Origin of the sequence: Reyranella sp., from assembly GCF_044224635.1 — a bacterium.
In the GTDB taxonomy this organism is placed as follows: Bacteria; Pseudomonadota; Alphaproteobacteria; order Reyranellales; family Reyranellaceae; genus Reyranella.
In genome coordinates, this window is sequence record NZ_JBGAKA010000002.1 from 210,724 (window position 1) to 226,384 (window position 15,661).

The window sequence follows — 15,661 nt, forward strand, 5'->3', positions numbered from 1 at the left end:
GACTATGCCGAGCTGGAGGCCGTCGCCCGCAGGTCGAGGCGGCGATCCATGGCGGCACGACCGCGGCCCATGCCGAGCGCGTGACCGGCGGCTATTTCCGCGATGTCGTGCCCGATCGCGGCAAGCTCGCCCAGTACGGCGTCATGATCGAGGACGTCCAGCAGGCGGTGGCGAGCGCGCTGGGCGGCGAGGCCGTGACCACCACCGTCGAGGGCCGCGAGCGCTTTCGATGCCTCGACGCTGCGCACGTAGTGCGCGACGTGGCACATACGGCGGCACTCTCCTTGGGTAAGCTTATGATCGCCCACACGCCGGCAGAAAATATCGGAAGCATCGACCGCCATCGGACTGTCGAGATAGATAGGGATCTGCGGGAATGGCGCCTCGCGCCTTCAGCTGGTCGAGGTAGTAGAGCAGCGACTGCGCTCGGCCCACAGCGAAGGCTGGAATGACAACCGTACCGCCGCGCGCTGCTGTCTTAGTGACAATGTCGGCAAGCCGCTTCTCGGCGCTTGCCGCCTCATGTCGTCGATCGCCGTAAGTGGATTCAACGACGACGTAATCGCTCTGCGGAAAGCGTGCCGGCTCAAGCATCACCGGATCATGCGGCCGGCCGAGGTCGCCGCTGAACAGGACCGAGACCGTGCCATCGCCGATGCGAACCATGGCAGCTCCCAGGATTTGCCCAGTCGCCCGGAATTCCCCTTTCGCCCCATCGACAAGCGCAAACGACTTGTCGTAGGCGACCGGCTACAGATACCTCAGGGCAGCGCGCACCCCATCGGGGGATAAGGTAGTTGATTTGGCTCAAGGTTCATCGTGTCTTGCATGCGCTAAAGGATTAGTTCGAAATGGATCTTCTCCGTTGGTCTGCCAGATATTGATGCTCATCGATCAGGAAGGCTGGAAGGATGCACGTTACCTTTCTTGGCGGCGTAGGAACCGTTACGGGGTCGAAGTTCCTGGTACAAGTAGGTCGTCGCCGACTCCTCCTGGATTGTGGACTGTTCCAAGGCTTTAAGCAGTTGCGACTGCAGAACTGGGAACCACTGCCCGTCGATCCACGAACGATCGATACAGTCGTTCTCACCCACGCGCACCTCGACCACTCAGGATATTTGCCTCTTCTCGTCCGCAATGGATTCGCGGGGCGAGTTGTCTGTACCGCTGCGACACGCGACTTGTGTGGCATCCTATTGCCCGATTCCGGCCATCTCGAAGAACGGGAGGCAGAGTTCGCTAATCGGCACGGCTTCTCGAAGCATCGCCCTGCACTTCCGCTCTATACCGAAGCCGATGCACGGATCGCCCTTGAGCAGTTCGCACCGATCGACTTCGACCAAGTACACGATCTCGGCGATGGTACGACCCTAACTTTTCACTATGCCGGTCACATTCTTGGGGCCGCGATTGTCCGGCTCATCCATCAGGGCACCACTATCGTATCCTCCGGCGATCTGGGGCGACCCAACGATCCCGTCATGCGCGAACCGGCTACGATCGTCGGCGCCGACTATCTTGTCGTAGAATCGACCTACGGCAACAGGACACACGAATCGAAGGACCCGCAGGACGTGCTTGCCGATGTCATCACCCGCACTGCCGCGCGTGGCGGTACCGTCCTTATTCCAGCCTTCGCTGTTGGCCGTGCACAGACGCTCCTCTACCATTTGCATGTGTTGAAGTCGGCACGCCGCATCCCCGATTTGCCGATCTTCCTGGACAGTCCCATGGCCATTGATGCCGGCGAGATCTTCCACGAGCATCGCCTGGATCACCGACTCAGCATCTCGGAATGCCGTGCTGTTTGCGGCTTGGCGCGCAATACGCGCAGCGTCGAGGAATCGAAAGCGATCGACCTCAATCACGTGCCGGCAATTGTCATTTCGGCAAGTGGCATGGCGACCGGTGGCCGGGTACTGCATCACCTCAAGGTCTTCGCGCCGGACTCGCGCAACACGGTGCTGTTCGCCGGATTCCAGGCGGGCGGAACGCGTGGCTCGGCGATGGTCGGCGGAACCTCCGAGGTCAAGATCCACGGGAGTTACATACCCATTCGAGCCGAGGTCATGAATCTCGACATGCTCTCCGCTCACGCGGATGCGCACGAGATCATGGGCTGGCTCAAGGCATTCGACCAACCTCCGCGTATGACTTTCGTGACGCATGGAGAGCCGGCGGCCGCTGACGCATTGCGGCACCGGATCGAGGAGGAGCTGGGCTGGTCTTGCCGGGTTCCGGCCTACCGTGACGAGGTCGAGCTGAGCCGATCGCGGACGCTCACATGACCGTCATGCCGGTAGGACCGAAGGCTACGCATCATGCCCTGCGCCTGCGTCGTCTCGGAATCGATACCCACCAAGAGGCGGTCGTTTATATGAGAGCGGATTGCGATGTCTGCCGCGCGGAAGGTCTCATGGCGCAGGCTCGGGTCGGCGTCTCTCTCGGCAGGCAGTCGATCATCGCCACGCTTCACCACATCAACGGCGACCTGCTGCGGCCCGATGAAGCTGGACTTTCCGAAGTGGCATGGCTTGCCCTCCGCGCACATGACGGAGATGTGATCTCGGTTCAGCACCCGCCAACCCTCGACTCGTTGAGCCATGTCCGCTCCAAGGTTTACGGGAACAGTCTCGATAACGCTGCGTTCGCTGCGATCATGGGCGACGTTGCGGCCGGCCGGTACGACGACGTGCACCTCGCGTCTTTCGTTACCGCTTGCGCTGGCGCAAATCTGCGACGCGACGAGGTGATCGGTCTTACTAAAGCGATGATCGATGTCGGCGACCGCATCGATTGGGGACGATCGCCGATTGCCGACAAGCACTGCATCGGTGGACTGCCGGGCAACCGGACATCGCCGATCGTGGTAGCGATCGTCGCGGCAAGCGGCGTGACGATACCCAAGACGTCGTCGCGGGCCATAACCTCCCCGTCAGGCACCGCGGACACGATGGAAACCCTGGCCCCCGTCGATCTCGACGAGGTGGCCATGCGCAAGGTCGTCGATCGCGAAGGCGGCTGCGTGGTCTGGGGTGGAGCTGTCCGGCTCAGTCCGGCGGATGACATCCTGATCCGTGTCGAGCGCGCCCTCGATCTGGACAGCGAGGGCCAGTTGGTGGCTTCGGTCCTTTCCAAGAAGGCCGCGGCCGGTGCAACCCACCTCGTGCTGGACGTGCCGGTCGGCCCCACCGCGAAGGCGCGCACGCAGCAGGCTGCGGAAGGTCTGGGCGAGCGGCTTCTCGACGTGGCGCAGATCCTGGGCATCGCGGCAAAAATCCTGGTGACGGATGGCGCGCAGCCCGTCGGGCGCGGCATCGGCCCTGCCCTTGAAGCCCGCGACGTCTTGGCCGTCTTACGCAACGATCTCGCCGCGCCGGCCGACCTGCGGGCGCGTGCCCTCCGTATTGCCGGGGCGCTGCTCGAGCTCACCGCAAGCGCGAAGCCGGGCACGGGCGAAGCGGCGGCCACGGCCATACTCGAATGTGGCGGCGCCTGGCGGAAGTTCCAGGCCATTTGCGAGGCGCAAGGCGGCATGCGGGTGCCTGGGCGAGCAAGACACACGCATGGGATCACCGCCGCGTCTGCCGGCTGGATTAAATCGATCGACAACCGGCTCCTGTCCCGCGCGGCCAAGGTCGCTGGCGCCCCTGACGACAAGACGGCCGGGCTAGAGCTTCACGTTCGGCTGGGCGAGCCCGTCCAGCGTGGTCAGCCGCTCTTTACGTTGCACTCCGAGACTCGAGGCGAACTCGCCTACGCTCTCGATTATGTGATTCCGCGACCGGGCATCATTCAGATCGAACCGCTGGATATCGTCCGGGGCAACGCCAGGCCATGAAACCGATTCTGCTGGCCCTGCCGGGGGCCGAGCTGACCGCTCGACGGCTGGCGCACGCGTTGGGAGCCGCACTTGGAGTTGTCGAGTGGAGGCACTTTCCCGACGGTGAATCCTACGTGCGCGTCAAAACCAGGCTCGCAAACCGGAAGGTGGTCGTGGTTGCCGAGCTTGACCGGCCGGACGACAAGTTCCTGCCCTTGCTGTTTCTCGCTTCGGCCGCCCACGACCTAGGCGCCCGCGCCGTCGGCCTCGTTTGTCCCTACCTGCCGTATATGCGCCAGGACAAGCAGTTCATGAGCGGAGAGGCGGTTACGTCGACCTATTTCGCAAGATCCATTAGCGCGGCTTTTGACTGGCTCGTGACGGTCGATCCTCATCTGCATCGTCGCAAGAGCTTGTCGGAAATCTACGTGATTCCCTCGGTGGCCGTGCATGCGACACCGCTGATTGCGGCATGGATCCATGATCACGTGCAGAGGCCTGTTCTAGTCGGCCCGGACGGCGAGAGCGCGCAATGGGTCGCCGCTGTTGCCCTGCAGGTCGACGCCCCGTACACGGTACTGCGGAAGCGCCGCCTGGGGGACAGATCGGTGAAGGTGTCTCCGTTGAATTTCGTCGGACGTGGGAAGCCCACGCCGATCGTAATCGACGACATCGTATCCACGGGCGGCACGATGATCGAGACGGTAAAGCAGATCCGCTCCCAAGGCGGTGCGTCACCCGTGTGCATCGCCGTTCATCCCCTCTTTGTAGGCGAGTCCTACAGGGAATTGCGGCGGGCCGGAGCCAGCCGCATCGTCAGCAGCAACACCATCCGCCACCGCTCCAATACCATGGACGTGACGGAACTGCTGGCAACCGCCATCGCCTCGCAGCTCAAAGGCGTACAAGGTCGCTCCCACAAATGGGACGCTTCCAAGACCTGACAAGGCCGAACCTTGAAATCACCACACGATTTGGCCGCCCCAAAGCTCACCTCCGAGACGAGTTCGTCGGAGTCCCCATTTCCATTCTTGCGCCGCGTAGCTCTTAGGCTCCGGAACGTCTTCGCGGAATTCCCGCAGATAGCGAACGCAAATCCATTGAGGGTGGCAAGCGTCGCTACTTGGCCAACAGTCCAGCTTTCGCCCGCTGGTTGTCATAAACAATTACCACGTCAGAATCCGGTACCGCATAGTGCTGGTCGCTCTCAGGACAGCTGATACGCGAGAGAATATCGCGTATGACATTCAGACGAGTACGACGCTTGTCGTCAGCGCGAATCACAATCCACGGCGACAACGGCCTCGATGTACGCTCAAGCATTTCGTTGCGAGCTTCACTATACTCGTTCCAGTACTTGAGGGCGACTCTATCGACCGGACTGACCTTCCATTGCTTCAGCGGATCGGTCCGGCGGTCACGCAAGCGCTTACCTTGCTCCTTCTTGCTGATATCCAGGTAATACTTGATGATCTGAATACCAGCTTCAGCGAGCATGTACTCGAATGGCAACACTGCCGCGAAGAAGGCTTCATACTCGGCACTGCTGCAGAACCCCATTACCCGTTCAACGCCGGCACGATTGTACCAGCTACGATTGAACAGGACCATTTCACCAGTCGCCGGCAAGTAGGATGCATACCGCTGAAAGTACCACGATGCCTGGTCACGGTCGGAGGGTTTGCCGAGTGCAACGACGCGGGTCTCGCGCGGACTCAAATGTTCAACGATGCGCTTGATCGTACCGTCCTTCCCGCTGGCATCTCGACCCTCGAACAAGATGAGCACTTTGTGTCCGTGTTCAATGACGTGTCTCTGAATTTTGACGAGCTCAATTTGCAGGGTACGAAGAGTGGCGTCGTAGCTGGCATCGCCATGCTGCTCAGCAAGGTCATCGTGGTCACTTCTGTTCTTACTCATCGGAAAGGTCATTTCTCGTATAAGCGCGACGTTACGGCGACGAGGCTTGAGCTTTGCACCCCAACGGCCATCAGCCAGAATTCACGAGGTCACGCAGCCGTGCCATATTCAAGCCGTGGCTACGTTCGGAGCAAGACGTTTGGCCCGTTTCCATTTCCATTCCTCCACCGCGCAGAACAGGCAGGGCGCGATAAACGTTCCGACAAGACCAGCGACGATCATGCCGCCGACCGACGGTATGGCCATCGGCTGCATCAAGTCAGAGCCGCGTCCAGTCGCCCAGAAGATTGGCAACAGGCCGAAGATTGTCGTTGAGATCGTCATCAAGGACGCCCGAATGCGCTGCAGGCCGGCGCGCACGACGGCCGCACGAAGCTCTTCCACCGAGGCGAACGTTTCCTTGTCGAAGATATTCTCCAGATAGGTCGCCAAGATCACGCCGTCATCGTCCACCACGCCGAAGAGCACGAGAAAGCCGACCCATACGGCGATGGAGAGATTTGCGCCCCACAGCGCCAGCATGATGAACCCACCTGCGGCGGCGACGAGAATGCTGAAGGCGATAATGGGCGCGATCCACCAGCGCTCGAAGCCGATATACAGCATCACGAACATGATGAAGAGGCAGAGCGGAACAAGAATGCGCATCCGTTTGGTTGCACGGACCTGATTCTCGAATTGACCGCTCCATTCCCAGTAATAGCCCGGTGGCAGCGTGAGCCGGCCATCCCGCAGCGCGGCCTGGAGTGCGGCTTCGGCGTCTTCGACTACACTCACCTCATCCCTGTCCCGCGTGTTCATCGTGACATAGCCTACGAGCAGGCCGCGCTCGCCCTTGATGTCTTGCGGTCCCAGGACGCTCCTGATGGTCACCACCTGCACGAGGGGAATGTGAGCACCGCTGGACGTGGGTACCAGGATCCTTTCCAGCTCGGGAACATCTTCGCGGTACTCTCGCAGATAGCGTACGCGAATCGGATAGCGCTCTCGACCCTCGACCGACTCCATGATGTTCGTGCCGCCGATAGCTATCTCGATGATGTCCTGCACGTCGCGGATGTTCACCCCGTAGCGGGCCATCCTGTCGCGATCGATCTCGAACTCAAGATATGGCTTGCCGACGAGACGGTCGGCGACGATATCGGTCGCACCTGGCACTTCCTTGAGCAACTGCTCGATCTGCAGGCCGATGCGCTCGATCTGCCTGAGATCGCTTCCGAAGATCTTCACCCCCATCATCGCCCGGAAACCGGTGGTCAGCATGACGAGGCGGGTCTGGATCGGCTGCAGGAACGTCGGCAGCACACCCGGAATTGCCGTCTTCTCCTGGAGCTCGCCGAGGATTTCGCTTTTTGTGATGCGACGGTGCTCGGGCCAGACCCAGGCAAGGCCGGCTTTGAACCAGCCCGGCCAGTCCGAGAACCAACGTTTCACCGGTATCTGCCGCCATTCCGACTCGGGCTTGAGTACGATGATGCTTTCGATCATGCCGATGGCCGCCGGATCGAGCGCCGTGTCGGCGCGACCCAGCTTCCCGACAACCGACGCCACTTCGGGCACGGTTTCGATCGCCATATCCTGCCGGGCATTCACTTCCAGTGCCGGGCCGAGGCCGGCTTGCGGCAGCAACGTCGGCATGTAGAGGAACGCGCCTTCGTCGAGGGGCGGAATGAATTCGCGGCCGATGCCCGGAAGTATCCTGCGCTCCTGCACGATTTGGACGCCACGTGCCGCCTCGGCGTCGCTCTCCCTGGGATCTGCCTGCCGCCACTGGATGCGCTGGGAAGTAGAGCCGTCGGCGTGCTTCACCCTCTGCCAGCGGAGTTGGCCGAACTCGATGAGTGGACGCGTCACTGGCTCGGTCGTCTTGACATGCATCGCCTGCTTCAGCTCGGCTGAGGCCTGCTCGCTGGCGAACAGGTTGATGGCCCAACCCAACGGCGCAAGCGTCTTGTCCAGGCCGAGCCAGACGGAGAGGCCGGCGAAGGCGATCGACACCGGTAGAATGAGGAAGGTTTTCTTGTGCGCCAGCACCCAACTCAGGATCGGAACGTAAACGGCGGCGATTCCGCGTGCGACAGGATTTTCCTCGAGTGGCAGGAACCGTTCCTGCGTGACCCGAACGAACGCCAGGGCGACGATCACACCAATGACCGCGGACATCGGCCAGCCGCTGTAGTGCCCATCCGCGGCGACCATCATGACGATGCCATGCACGGCGAGCATCGCAGCGATGCCGAGCGTTGCGGCGATCATCCAGACAGTCCGCCGCGGCAAGGAGATCGGCCGGTACACCAGGTAGCAGACCAGCGGCACTACCGTGAGTGCGATGATGACAGAGGCCCCGATGGCGAATGTCTTCGTGAAGGCCAGCGGGCGGAACAGCAAGCCTTCCTGGCCAATCAGGAAGAACACCGGAATGAACGAAACCAGGGTGTTCGACACCGCTGTGACGATCCCGCCTCCAACTTCCGACGCACCCTCGAAGACCTTTTGAAAGAGGTTCTTGGACTGATCCCCCTTGGCGATGTGACGATAGATGCTTTCCGTCACGATGATACCCATGTCTCCCACGTCGCCTATCGCGATCGCGAGGCCGGCGAGCGACATTATGTTCGCGTCGACGCCGAAGATGTACATCAGGATGAAGCAGATGCCGATAGACAGCGGCAACGTGACGATGACCGAAATTGTGCTGCGTAGATGCAGCATGAAGATGAGGATGACCGCGCTCGCCATCATCACCTCCTCGAGCAACGCTTCCTTCAACGTGTCGATGGTTTGTGTGACGATGTCGGTCCGATCATAGAAGGACACCACCCTCACTTTCGACACGCGCCCGTCTGCGAGTGTCTTCTGCGGCAAGCCGGGCTCCAGTTGCTTGATCTTCTCCTTCAGCCGCTCGATGACCTGCAGCGGGTTCTCGCCGTAGCGCATCATGACGACGCCGCCGACGGCCTCAGCGCCACCTTTGTCGAGCGCGCCACGGCGAAATTCAGGTCCGATGGTCACGTTTGCGACGTGCTTGACCTGGATCGGCGTACCTTTCTCCTGGCGTATGACAACTTTTTCCAGGTCCTCGACCGTCTTGATGAAACCGACGCCGCGGATGAAAAACTCAATGCCGTTCTTCTCTAGCACTTTCGCGCCGACATCGATGTTCGATCGCCGTACGGCGTCATAGACGTCGATGAGCGTGACCCTGTGGGCTCGCAGCTTGTCGGGATGAACGTCGATCTGGTACTGCCGCACATACCCGCCAATGCTGGCGACCTCGCTGACGCCTTCGACGGAATTGAGCTGGTAGCGAAGATACCAATCCTGAATGGAACGCAACTCGGCGAGATCGAATCCCTCCCCCTCGACCGTGTACCAGTAGACTTGACCCAGCGCCGTGGCGTCGGGCCCGAGCACCGGTGTCACGCCGCTCGGCAGGCGTTGCTGGGCAACGTTTATTCGTTCGAGCACGCGCGATCGAGCCCAGTAGTAGTCCACGTCGTCCTTGAAGATGACGAAGACCATGGCGAAGCCGAAACCCGACATCGACCTGATGGACTTGACCCCCGGAGTACCCGTGAGGCTCGTGGTCAACGGATAGGTGACCTGGTTGTCGACATCCTGGGGAGAGCGTCCTGACCAGTCCGCGAAGACGATGACCTGTTTCTCGCCGATGTCGGGGATTGCATCGACGCTCATGTTGAGGATCGCGTAGTAGCTGGCCCCTAGGATCGCCAAGACGGCGAGTGCCACCAGAAACGCGTGCCCGAGCGACCAGCGGATCAGAGCGTTGATCATGGACGGGTGTGCTGCTGATGCTGCGGATCCCCTGATCCGGTTGCGGGGGGAAAGACTGGACTGAGGGGTGTCGCGGGCGCGACATTTCCTGTCCTCTCGGAAGATGGAGCGTCATGCGCGTGACTTGCGGCAGGCCCCTGTCCTGCCTTGTAGAACAGGCTCGGCAAACCTCGGATCTGGAATTGGCTGTCCAACAGAACGTTGCCGCGCGTAACCACGAGGTCTCCCTCGCGCAATCCGCTCAGCACCAGATAGGCGTCATCGGTGCGAGGGCCGACCTCGATCTCCACCGGAACGAACTGGCCCTTGGCCCTCTCGACATACACGAGCTTGCGAAGACCACTGTCGAGGACCGCGGTCAGCGGCACGGCGAGGGGAAACTGGTCAGCTTCCGGCTTCGCCCCGCCGGGAATCTGCACCAGTGGCACGTTGCCGGAGGGGCATTGGCCCGGCTCCCTTTGGAAGACGAACGGATGTGTCGGGCACGTCCACAAGCCCTCGACCCCGGTCGGCGCGGCCTTGCCGTTCGCCTGGAGCTCAGCCCGGATGGTTGCGCTCACGAACATCCCAGGCTTCAGCAACTTCTGGATGTTGTCGACGCTGACCAGAACTTTGACCGTACGGCTGTCCTCGTTCAGGACAGGGTTGATGAAGCCAACGCGCCCGGTGAAGCTTTGTCCCGGGATCGCCTCGGATTTGATCTCGACCGGTTGACCATATTTCACCCAGGACAGCTCATATTCGTAGATGTCGAGGTAAACCCAGACCGTCTCGAGATTCACAACGCGGTAGAGCACGTCACCCGGTTTGACGGCGCTCTGCTCCACCACCATTCTCTCCGTGACCGTGCCTTCAATGGGCGAGGACAACGTGAGTCGTTCGTGGATCTTCCTGTTCCGTTTCAGTTCATCGATCTGGGATTGCGAAATTCCCCAACGAAGCAGCTTCCGCGTGGATGATTCGACCAGATTGGAGCTGCGGGAAAAATCAAGCACGGTGAGCAATTCCTGCTGAGCTATGACCAGGTCCGGACTGTAAATCTCCACCAGCCGTTCGCCGCGCTTGACCTCAACTCCGGTGAAGCGGACGAAAAGATGCTCCGCATAGCCGTCGACCCTGGAGGTGATCGTGGCAAGCCTTGTCTCGTCATATTGCACCTTGCCGATCACCCGCATGTCGCGGGTAAGTCTGCGGCGACGTACCGGAACTGTTTCCACACTCGCCATCGCGCGAGCGTGCTCGGACAGTTCGAGCATCGAACCTGTCGCCTCGTAGACCGGCACCATGTCCATGCCCATGCTGTCCTTGCGTGGCGTCTGGCTGACTTCAGGCAGCATGGTGGATCGGTAACCCACGATCTTGGGCCCAGAAGGGCTTCCACTCGTCGACGCGCCTGGCGCTGCCGCTTGCGTTGCTTCCATAGCTGCTCCGCTGGCGGATTGGCCTCGATTCACGCCACCGTCCCTCAAATGGATCGCGAAAAGGAAGGAAACGCCGAGAATCGCCACCGCCGCGAGGGCACTGCGGATGACGTACGTGCGAAGAGGTCGCTTGGTGGTCATGGATTCCCCCGCGTGCGATCGGCAGCATCGGACGGCAAGACTGGAGCGCCCGCGGGCGGCGTACCGAGAATGATCAGCGATAGTTCCGCAAGAGCGAGTTCGCGCTGCACACGCGCTTCAACGGCAGACAGGCTGAAGTCGAGGAGGCTCCGCTGAGCATCGATCACATTGATGAATTCCAGCTGTCCGCCAATGTAGGCCGATTCCGCCACTTCGAGGGATTGGCGAGCCTTGGGCAGCAAACGTCCATTGTAGAGTTCGAGATTGCGCCCTGCCTCGCGAAATAGGTACAGCTTCTCGACGAACTCGACTACCAACGCGATCTGCTCGGCCGATAGCCGCGCTGCGGCGGCCCGCTTTCCGGCTTCGGCCCCCTCGATCTGCGCTTTGATTTTGTCTCGCCATACGGGGAGTGTGACTCTGAGCTCCGGTCGGATAATGAAGGGCCACATGATCGTATCCGCCCTGATGCCTGCAGTGATGTCAGGAACCTGAGCCTTCTGCGCCACTCTGATTTCTGCATCGGCGCGATGCACCTCTGCTTCCATGGACTTCAGGCGTGGGTTGCGCGCCAGTGCGAAGGCCAACAGCCGATCCGAAGTCAGATCGAGCGGCGTGGACTCGAACTTGGCGGGTACGGGCGGCGTTAGATCGGATTCGCTCAACCCCAAGGCTGCCTTGAACTGCGTAAGGACCACGTTGCGCGAATCCTTCAGGTTACTGATCGTTGTGACGACGCGGTCATGTTCGATCTGCACGCGCAGCACATCCTGCAGCGTGGCCTTGCCCGCCTCGTGCTGTGCGCGCGCGACTTTCTCCAGATTCGCGAGCAAATTCAGAGTCTGCTGGTTGATGGCGATCCTGGCATCCAAGAAATGATGCTGGTAGTATGCCTTCTTCACTCCAAAGGCCGCCTGCAGCACACTTGATTCGAACACGAAGTACTTCGCTTGGCTTTCCGCCGTTACCACATTTGCCGCAGCTTCCAGCTTGCCGAAGCCTGGGAATTGCGCCATCGCCCCTGGCATCACCGATGACACGATGCCCGAGATGTCCATCTCGAATCGGAATTCCGGATCCGGCAGCGATCGCGCGACGGTGATGCGCCGTACCGTCGCCGCCCAGTCGTAGTATGCCGCTTCGACTCGCGGCTGATTGAGGATGGCGAACTGCAGAAAGGTGCTGAGGCTGTCACTGCTTTGCAGCTGCGGCAGGGGTGGACGTTGATGTTGCGGCCGATAGGCGGCGGCGATGGTTTGTAGGTCCTGTTGCGCTCGGCGTTCCCCTTCGGTCGGGACGCCCTCGCATCCGGACAGCAGGAGATAAAGAGCACTGACGAATGCCGCCCTAACGAAGACACTTCGGGTAGAGGCTGGGACGCCTCTCGGGAAGCAGACCGCCCTAGTCTTGGGTAGTCCCCTATTTGGAATAGAGTTTGGGGTCACGATGGCCCCTCCGCCTGCGGGACACGTGTGGCGGCATCGCCTGAAGTACGCAGCAGTTTCATGGCCTCCACGAAAGCAAGCGGGATCGTGCCCAACGCCATCCAGGCCAGACATTGGCCGATGCTGATCGGGCCGATTCCGAATACAGCCTGCAAGGCCGGAACATAATGGATCGCGAGCTGCGCGATGAAAGTGAACAGCACGACCATCAACAACCGGAGATTGCTGAACAGGCCCAGCCGCCAGATCGGCTTGGTGTCGCTGCGCGCTCCGAACGATCTGAACAGCTCGCTGAACACGAGGACTGTGAAGGCGGCGTTCTGCGCCGAGTCAGGGCTTCCACTGTAAAGTTCGAAGGCAAAAGCACTCAGCGTGACGAGCGCCGTGACTCCGCCGATCATGGCAGTCGTCTTAAGGAACGGACCATCGATGAGCTGGGCCTGCGGGGGCCGCGGCGGGCGCGACAGCACATCCCGGTCGACTGGGTCGGTGGCAAGCGCCAACGCCGGCAGCCCGTCGGTGACGATGTTGATCCACAACAGATGGATCGGCAGCAGCGGCAAGGGCCACCCCACCAGGGTGGCCACCAGCATGACGGTGAGTTCGGCTGTGTTGCCGGCCAGCAGATAGCCTAGCGTCTTGCCGATGTTGTCGTATATGCCGCGCCCTTCTTCCACAGCGGCGACGATCGACGCGAAGTTGTTGTCGGTGATGATGATATCGGCAGACTGCTTGGTGACCTCCGTACCGGTGATGCCCATGGCGATGCCAATCGATGCCTCTTTCAACGCCGGTGCGTCGTTCACCCCGTCTCCGGTCATGGCGACCACGGCGTTGCGCCGTTTCCACGCGCGTACGATCCGCAGCTTGTCGGCGGCCGTAACTCGCGCGAATACGGCGGTCCGCGCTATTCGCTCGGTCAGATTGCGGTCCTCGAGCCGAGCCAACTCGGTACCAGTAAGGGTCTCGTCGCCCCGATCCAGGATGCCGAGTTCACGCGCGATCGCCCGCGCAGTATCCGGGTGATCTCCGGTGATCATCACGATCCGAATGCCGGCTCCGCGGCACTTGGCGACTGCCTCGCGAGCCTCCGCCCGCGGTGGGTCTTGAAGGCCGATCAACCCCAGGAATGTCATCCCGCTTTCGATTTCATCGGCCTCGATCGGCTTGGCATTGTATTCTGTCAGAGGTCCGAGCGGCCGCTCCGCAAGCGCCAGCACGCGCAGTGCGTCGTTCGCCATGGTCGCGCTGACCAGCGACATTCGCATCCGGTCGCTCTCAGACATTGGCTCGGTGCTGCGCCCGGTTACAATATGCGAGCACCGGGCGAAGATCACCTCGGGTGCGCCCTTCGCAAAGGCAAGAGCCTGATCGCCCTGCGCTCGAACCACCGTCATTCGCTTTCGTTCTGAGTCGAAGGGCACGCCGCCGATCCTCGGGAGTTCGGCCTCCAGCTCCTCACGCCGCAGGCCATGCTTGGCGGCCGCGACAAGGAGCGAACCTTCCGTCGAGTCGCCGACGATCCCATAGCGCCCTGCTTGCCGGGTCAGTTCAGCGTCGTTGCACGCTACGGCTGCCCGTAGGAGTCTGCCGAGCAGCGGGTCGCTTCCCGCAGGGATTTCTTGTCCGCCGACAAAGAATTCCCCCGTCACGGCATAGCCTTCGCCGGTGACCGTGTAGGCGTTGGCGCCAGTGACCATCTTGCGCGCGGTCATTTCACCCACGGTCAGGGTACCTGTCTTGTCAGTGCAGATGACCTGCGCACTGCCCAGTGTTTCCACTGAGGGAAGGTTCTTCACCAGTGCGTTGCGCCGCGCCATGCGCTGGGTACCCAGTGCGAGCGCAACGGTCACAACCGCCGGCAGACCTTCGGGAATCGCGGCGACGGCCAAGCTGACCGAAGCGAGGAACAGCCCGAAGAGCGGCAACGATCGGACCAAGCCGAGCACAAAGACGAGCAGAACGATGGCAAGGCAGGCCCACAGCAGCCACCGCCCGACAAGGTCCAACCTTCGACGCAATGGCGTTTCGCCCGCCGTGGCACTTTCCAGAAGCCCGGCAATGCGGCCCACTTCGGTCGCCATGCCGGTCGCGACGACGACGCTGCGACCCGTGCCAGCTGCCACCGTAGTCGCAAGGAAAACCATGTTGTGCCGGTCTCCGAGCGCGGTTTCGGCCACGCAATGCGCGATGGCCTTCTCGACGGGCTGGGACTCGCCGGTCAATGGCGCTTCCTCGGTGCGCAGCTGCTCTGCTTGAATCAATCGCGCATCCGCCGCGACAAGGTCGCCGGCTTCGTGGAGGAGTATATCTCCGGGAACGACTTCCGCTGCCGGGATCATAAGCGAATGACCATCCCGGACGACGCGGGCCCGAGGCGCAACTAGGTGCGCCAATGCCGCCGCTGCGCGCTCCGCCCGAAACTCTTGATAGAATCCAAACAGCGCGTTCAGGACGACGATGACGGCAATAGCGAGGCCATCCACGATTTCGCCCAGGCCGATTGATAGCGCCGCCGCACCGATCAAGATCCAGATTACCAAGCTGCGAAACTGGGCGACCAAGATGGCAATCGGTCGGACAGCTGCCTCTTGGCGTAACTCATTCGGGCCATAGCGCTTCAGCCGGTCGGCCGCGTCTGCGAGTGACAACCCTCGCTCCGGTTGGGTCCCGAGTTCGTTCAACAGGTCATCCAACAGTCGGCTGTGCCAATCGCTGGGGATCGGCCCGGCGGCCGTAGAGCCGCGTGCGGTTTCCGACGTGCGCGTCGTAGCTGTCATCACCCAGCTTCCTGATCGCTGCAAGTCATGGCCGCTTTTCCTCATACGAACGCCCATGATCCGCGGGATGCTCCACTTCCGGAAGCTTGAGCCATGCCCGCACAACATCCATTCGCAGCAAGGCTTCGTGCGTCTTGCCTTCGTTGCACAGTCGAAGTGCGAGGCGAATCTGGCTCCTCATGTACCAAACCTCCTGCGCATCGTGTTCATGCTCGGGCTCGGACGATTGATTGGGACCGGTCGGGGTTGGCCCTGGCACGGCGATCGATGTCCAGTCGTGCACAAGCTTGTTCAACGCCGCGGTGCAGGCATCATCTGCCATTGCATCACCCTGAA

General features: G+C 61.4%; 11 protein-coding genes. 3 read left to right on the plus strand and 8 right to left on the minus strand.

The genetic code is table 11. The annotated features are described in order from the left end of the window. Window positions 1–2 precede the first annotated feature (2 nt). Together ACILR9_RS02790 and ACILR9_RS02795 are read right to left on the minus strand one after the other, a co-directional pair. The gene (locus ACILR9_RS02790) at window positions 3–344 is read right to left on the minus strand and encodes a hypothetical protein (protein ID WP_395708358.1); all 342 of its coding nucleotides are present in this window, start codon (window positions 342–344) and stop codon (window positions 3–5) included. Beyond that, complete coding sequence (locus tag ACILR9_RS02795) at window positions 295–666, minus strand: hypothetical protein (RefSeq protein WP_395708359.1); 372 nt, start codon at window positions 664–666, stop codon at window positions 295–297. Before ACILR9_RS02795 ends, ACILR9_RS02790 begins: the two co-directional genes overlap by 50 nt. Before the next feature lie 245 nt (window positions 667–911). Here ACILR9_RS02795 and ACILR9_RS02800 point away from each other — a divergent pair, with 245 nt between their 5' ends. From ACILR9_RS02800 to ACILR9_RS02810, 3 genes are read left to right on the plus strand one after another with little or no spacing between them, the layout of a single operon-like run. After that, entirely contained in the window at window positions 912–2,288 is a 1,377-nt protein-coding gene (locus tag ACILR9_RS02800; RefSeq protein WP_395708360.1) for an MBL fold metallo-hydrolase RNA specificity domain-containing protein, read from the plus strand. A 5-nt stretch (window positions 2,289–2,293) separates the two neighbouring features. Then, entirely contained in the window at window positions 2,294–3,841 is a 1,548-nt protein-coding gene (locus ACILR9_RS02805) for a thymidine phosphorylase family protein (protein ID WP_395708512.1), read from the plus strand. After that, entirely contained in the window at window positions 3,838–4,767 is a 930-nt protein-coding gene (locus ACILR9_RS02810) for a ribose-phosphate pyrophosphokinase (protein WP_395708361.1), read from the plus strand. The genes ACILR9_RS02805 and ACILR9_RS02810 overlap by 4 nt, the downstream gene beginning before the upstream one ends. Window positions 4,768–4,942: 175 nt before the next feature. Here the strand turns inward: ACILR9_RS02810 and ppk2 are convergent, their stop codons facing one another. From ppk2 to ACILR9_RS02840, 6 genes are all read right to left on the minus strand, one after another. Further along, window positions 4,943–5,743 (minus strand): polyphosphate kinase 2, encoded by an 801-nt coding sequence (gene ppk2 / locus ACILR9_RS02815; RefSeq protein ID WP_395708362.1) that lies wholly within the window; start codon window positions 5,741–5,743, stop codon window positions 4,943–4,945. A 108-nt stretch (window positions 5,744–5,851) separates the two neighbouring features. Beyond that, entirely contained in the window at window positions 5,852–9,538 is a 3,687-nt protein-coding gene (locus ACILR9_RS02820; RefSeq protein WP_395708363.1) for an efflux RND transporter permease subunit, read from the minus strand. Next, window positions 9,535–11,100 carry an efflux RND transporter periplasmic adaptor subunit gene (locus ACILR9_RS02825; protein WP_395708364.1) on the minus strand — a complete coding sequence of 522 codons (1,566 nt, stop codon included), beginning with the start codon at window positions 11,098–11,100 and terminating at the stop codon, window positions 9,535–9,537. The genes ACILR9_RS02820 and ACILR9_RS02825 overlap by 4 nt, the downstream gene beginning before the upstream one ends. Then, on the minus strand, window positions 11,097–12,545 hold the full coding sequence (locus ACILR9_RS02830) for a TolC family protein (RefSeq protein WP_395708365.1): 1,449 nt from the start codon (window positions 12,543–12,545) through the stop codon (window positions 11,097–11,099). Before ACILR9_RS02830 ends, ACILR9_RS02825 begins: the two co-directional genes overlap by 4 nt. Beyond that, complete coding sequence (locus ACILR9_RS02835; protein ID WP_395708366.1) at window positions 12,542–15,382, minus strand: cation-translocating P-type ATPase; 2,841 nt, start codon at window positions 15,380–15,382, stop codon at window positions 12,542–12,544. The genes ACILR9_RS02830 and ACILR9_RS02835 overlap by 4 nt, the downstream gene beginning before the upstream one ends. Next, on the minus strand, window positions 15,351–15,647 hold the full coding sequence (locus ACILR9_RS02840; protein WP_395708367.1) for a hypothetical protein: 297 nt from the start codon (window positions 15,645–15,647) through the stop codon (window positions 15,351–15,353). Before ACILR9_RS02840 ends, ACILR9_RS02835 begins: the two co-directional genes overlap by 32 nt. Between the last annotated feature and the right edge of the window lie 14 nt (window positions 15,648–15,661).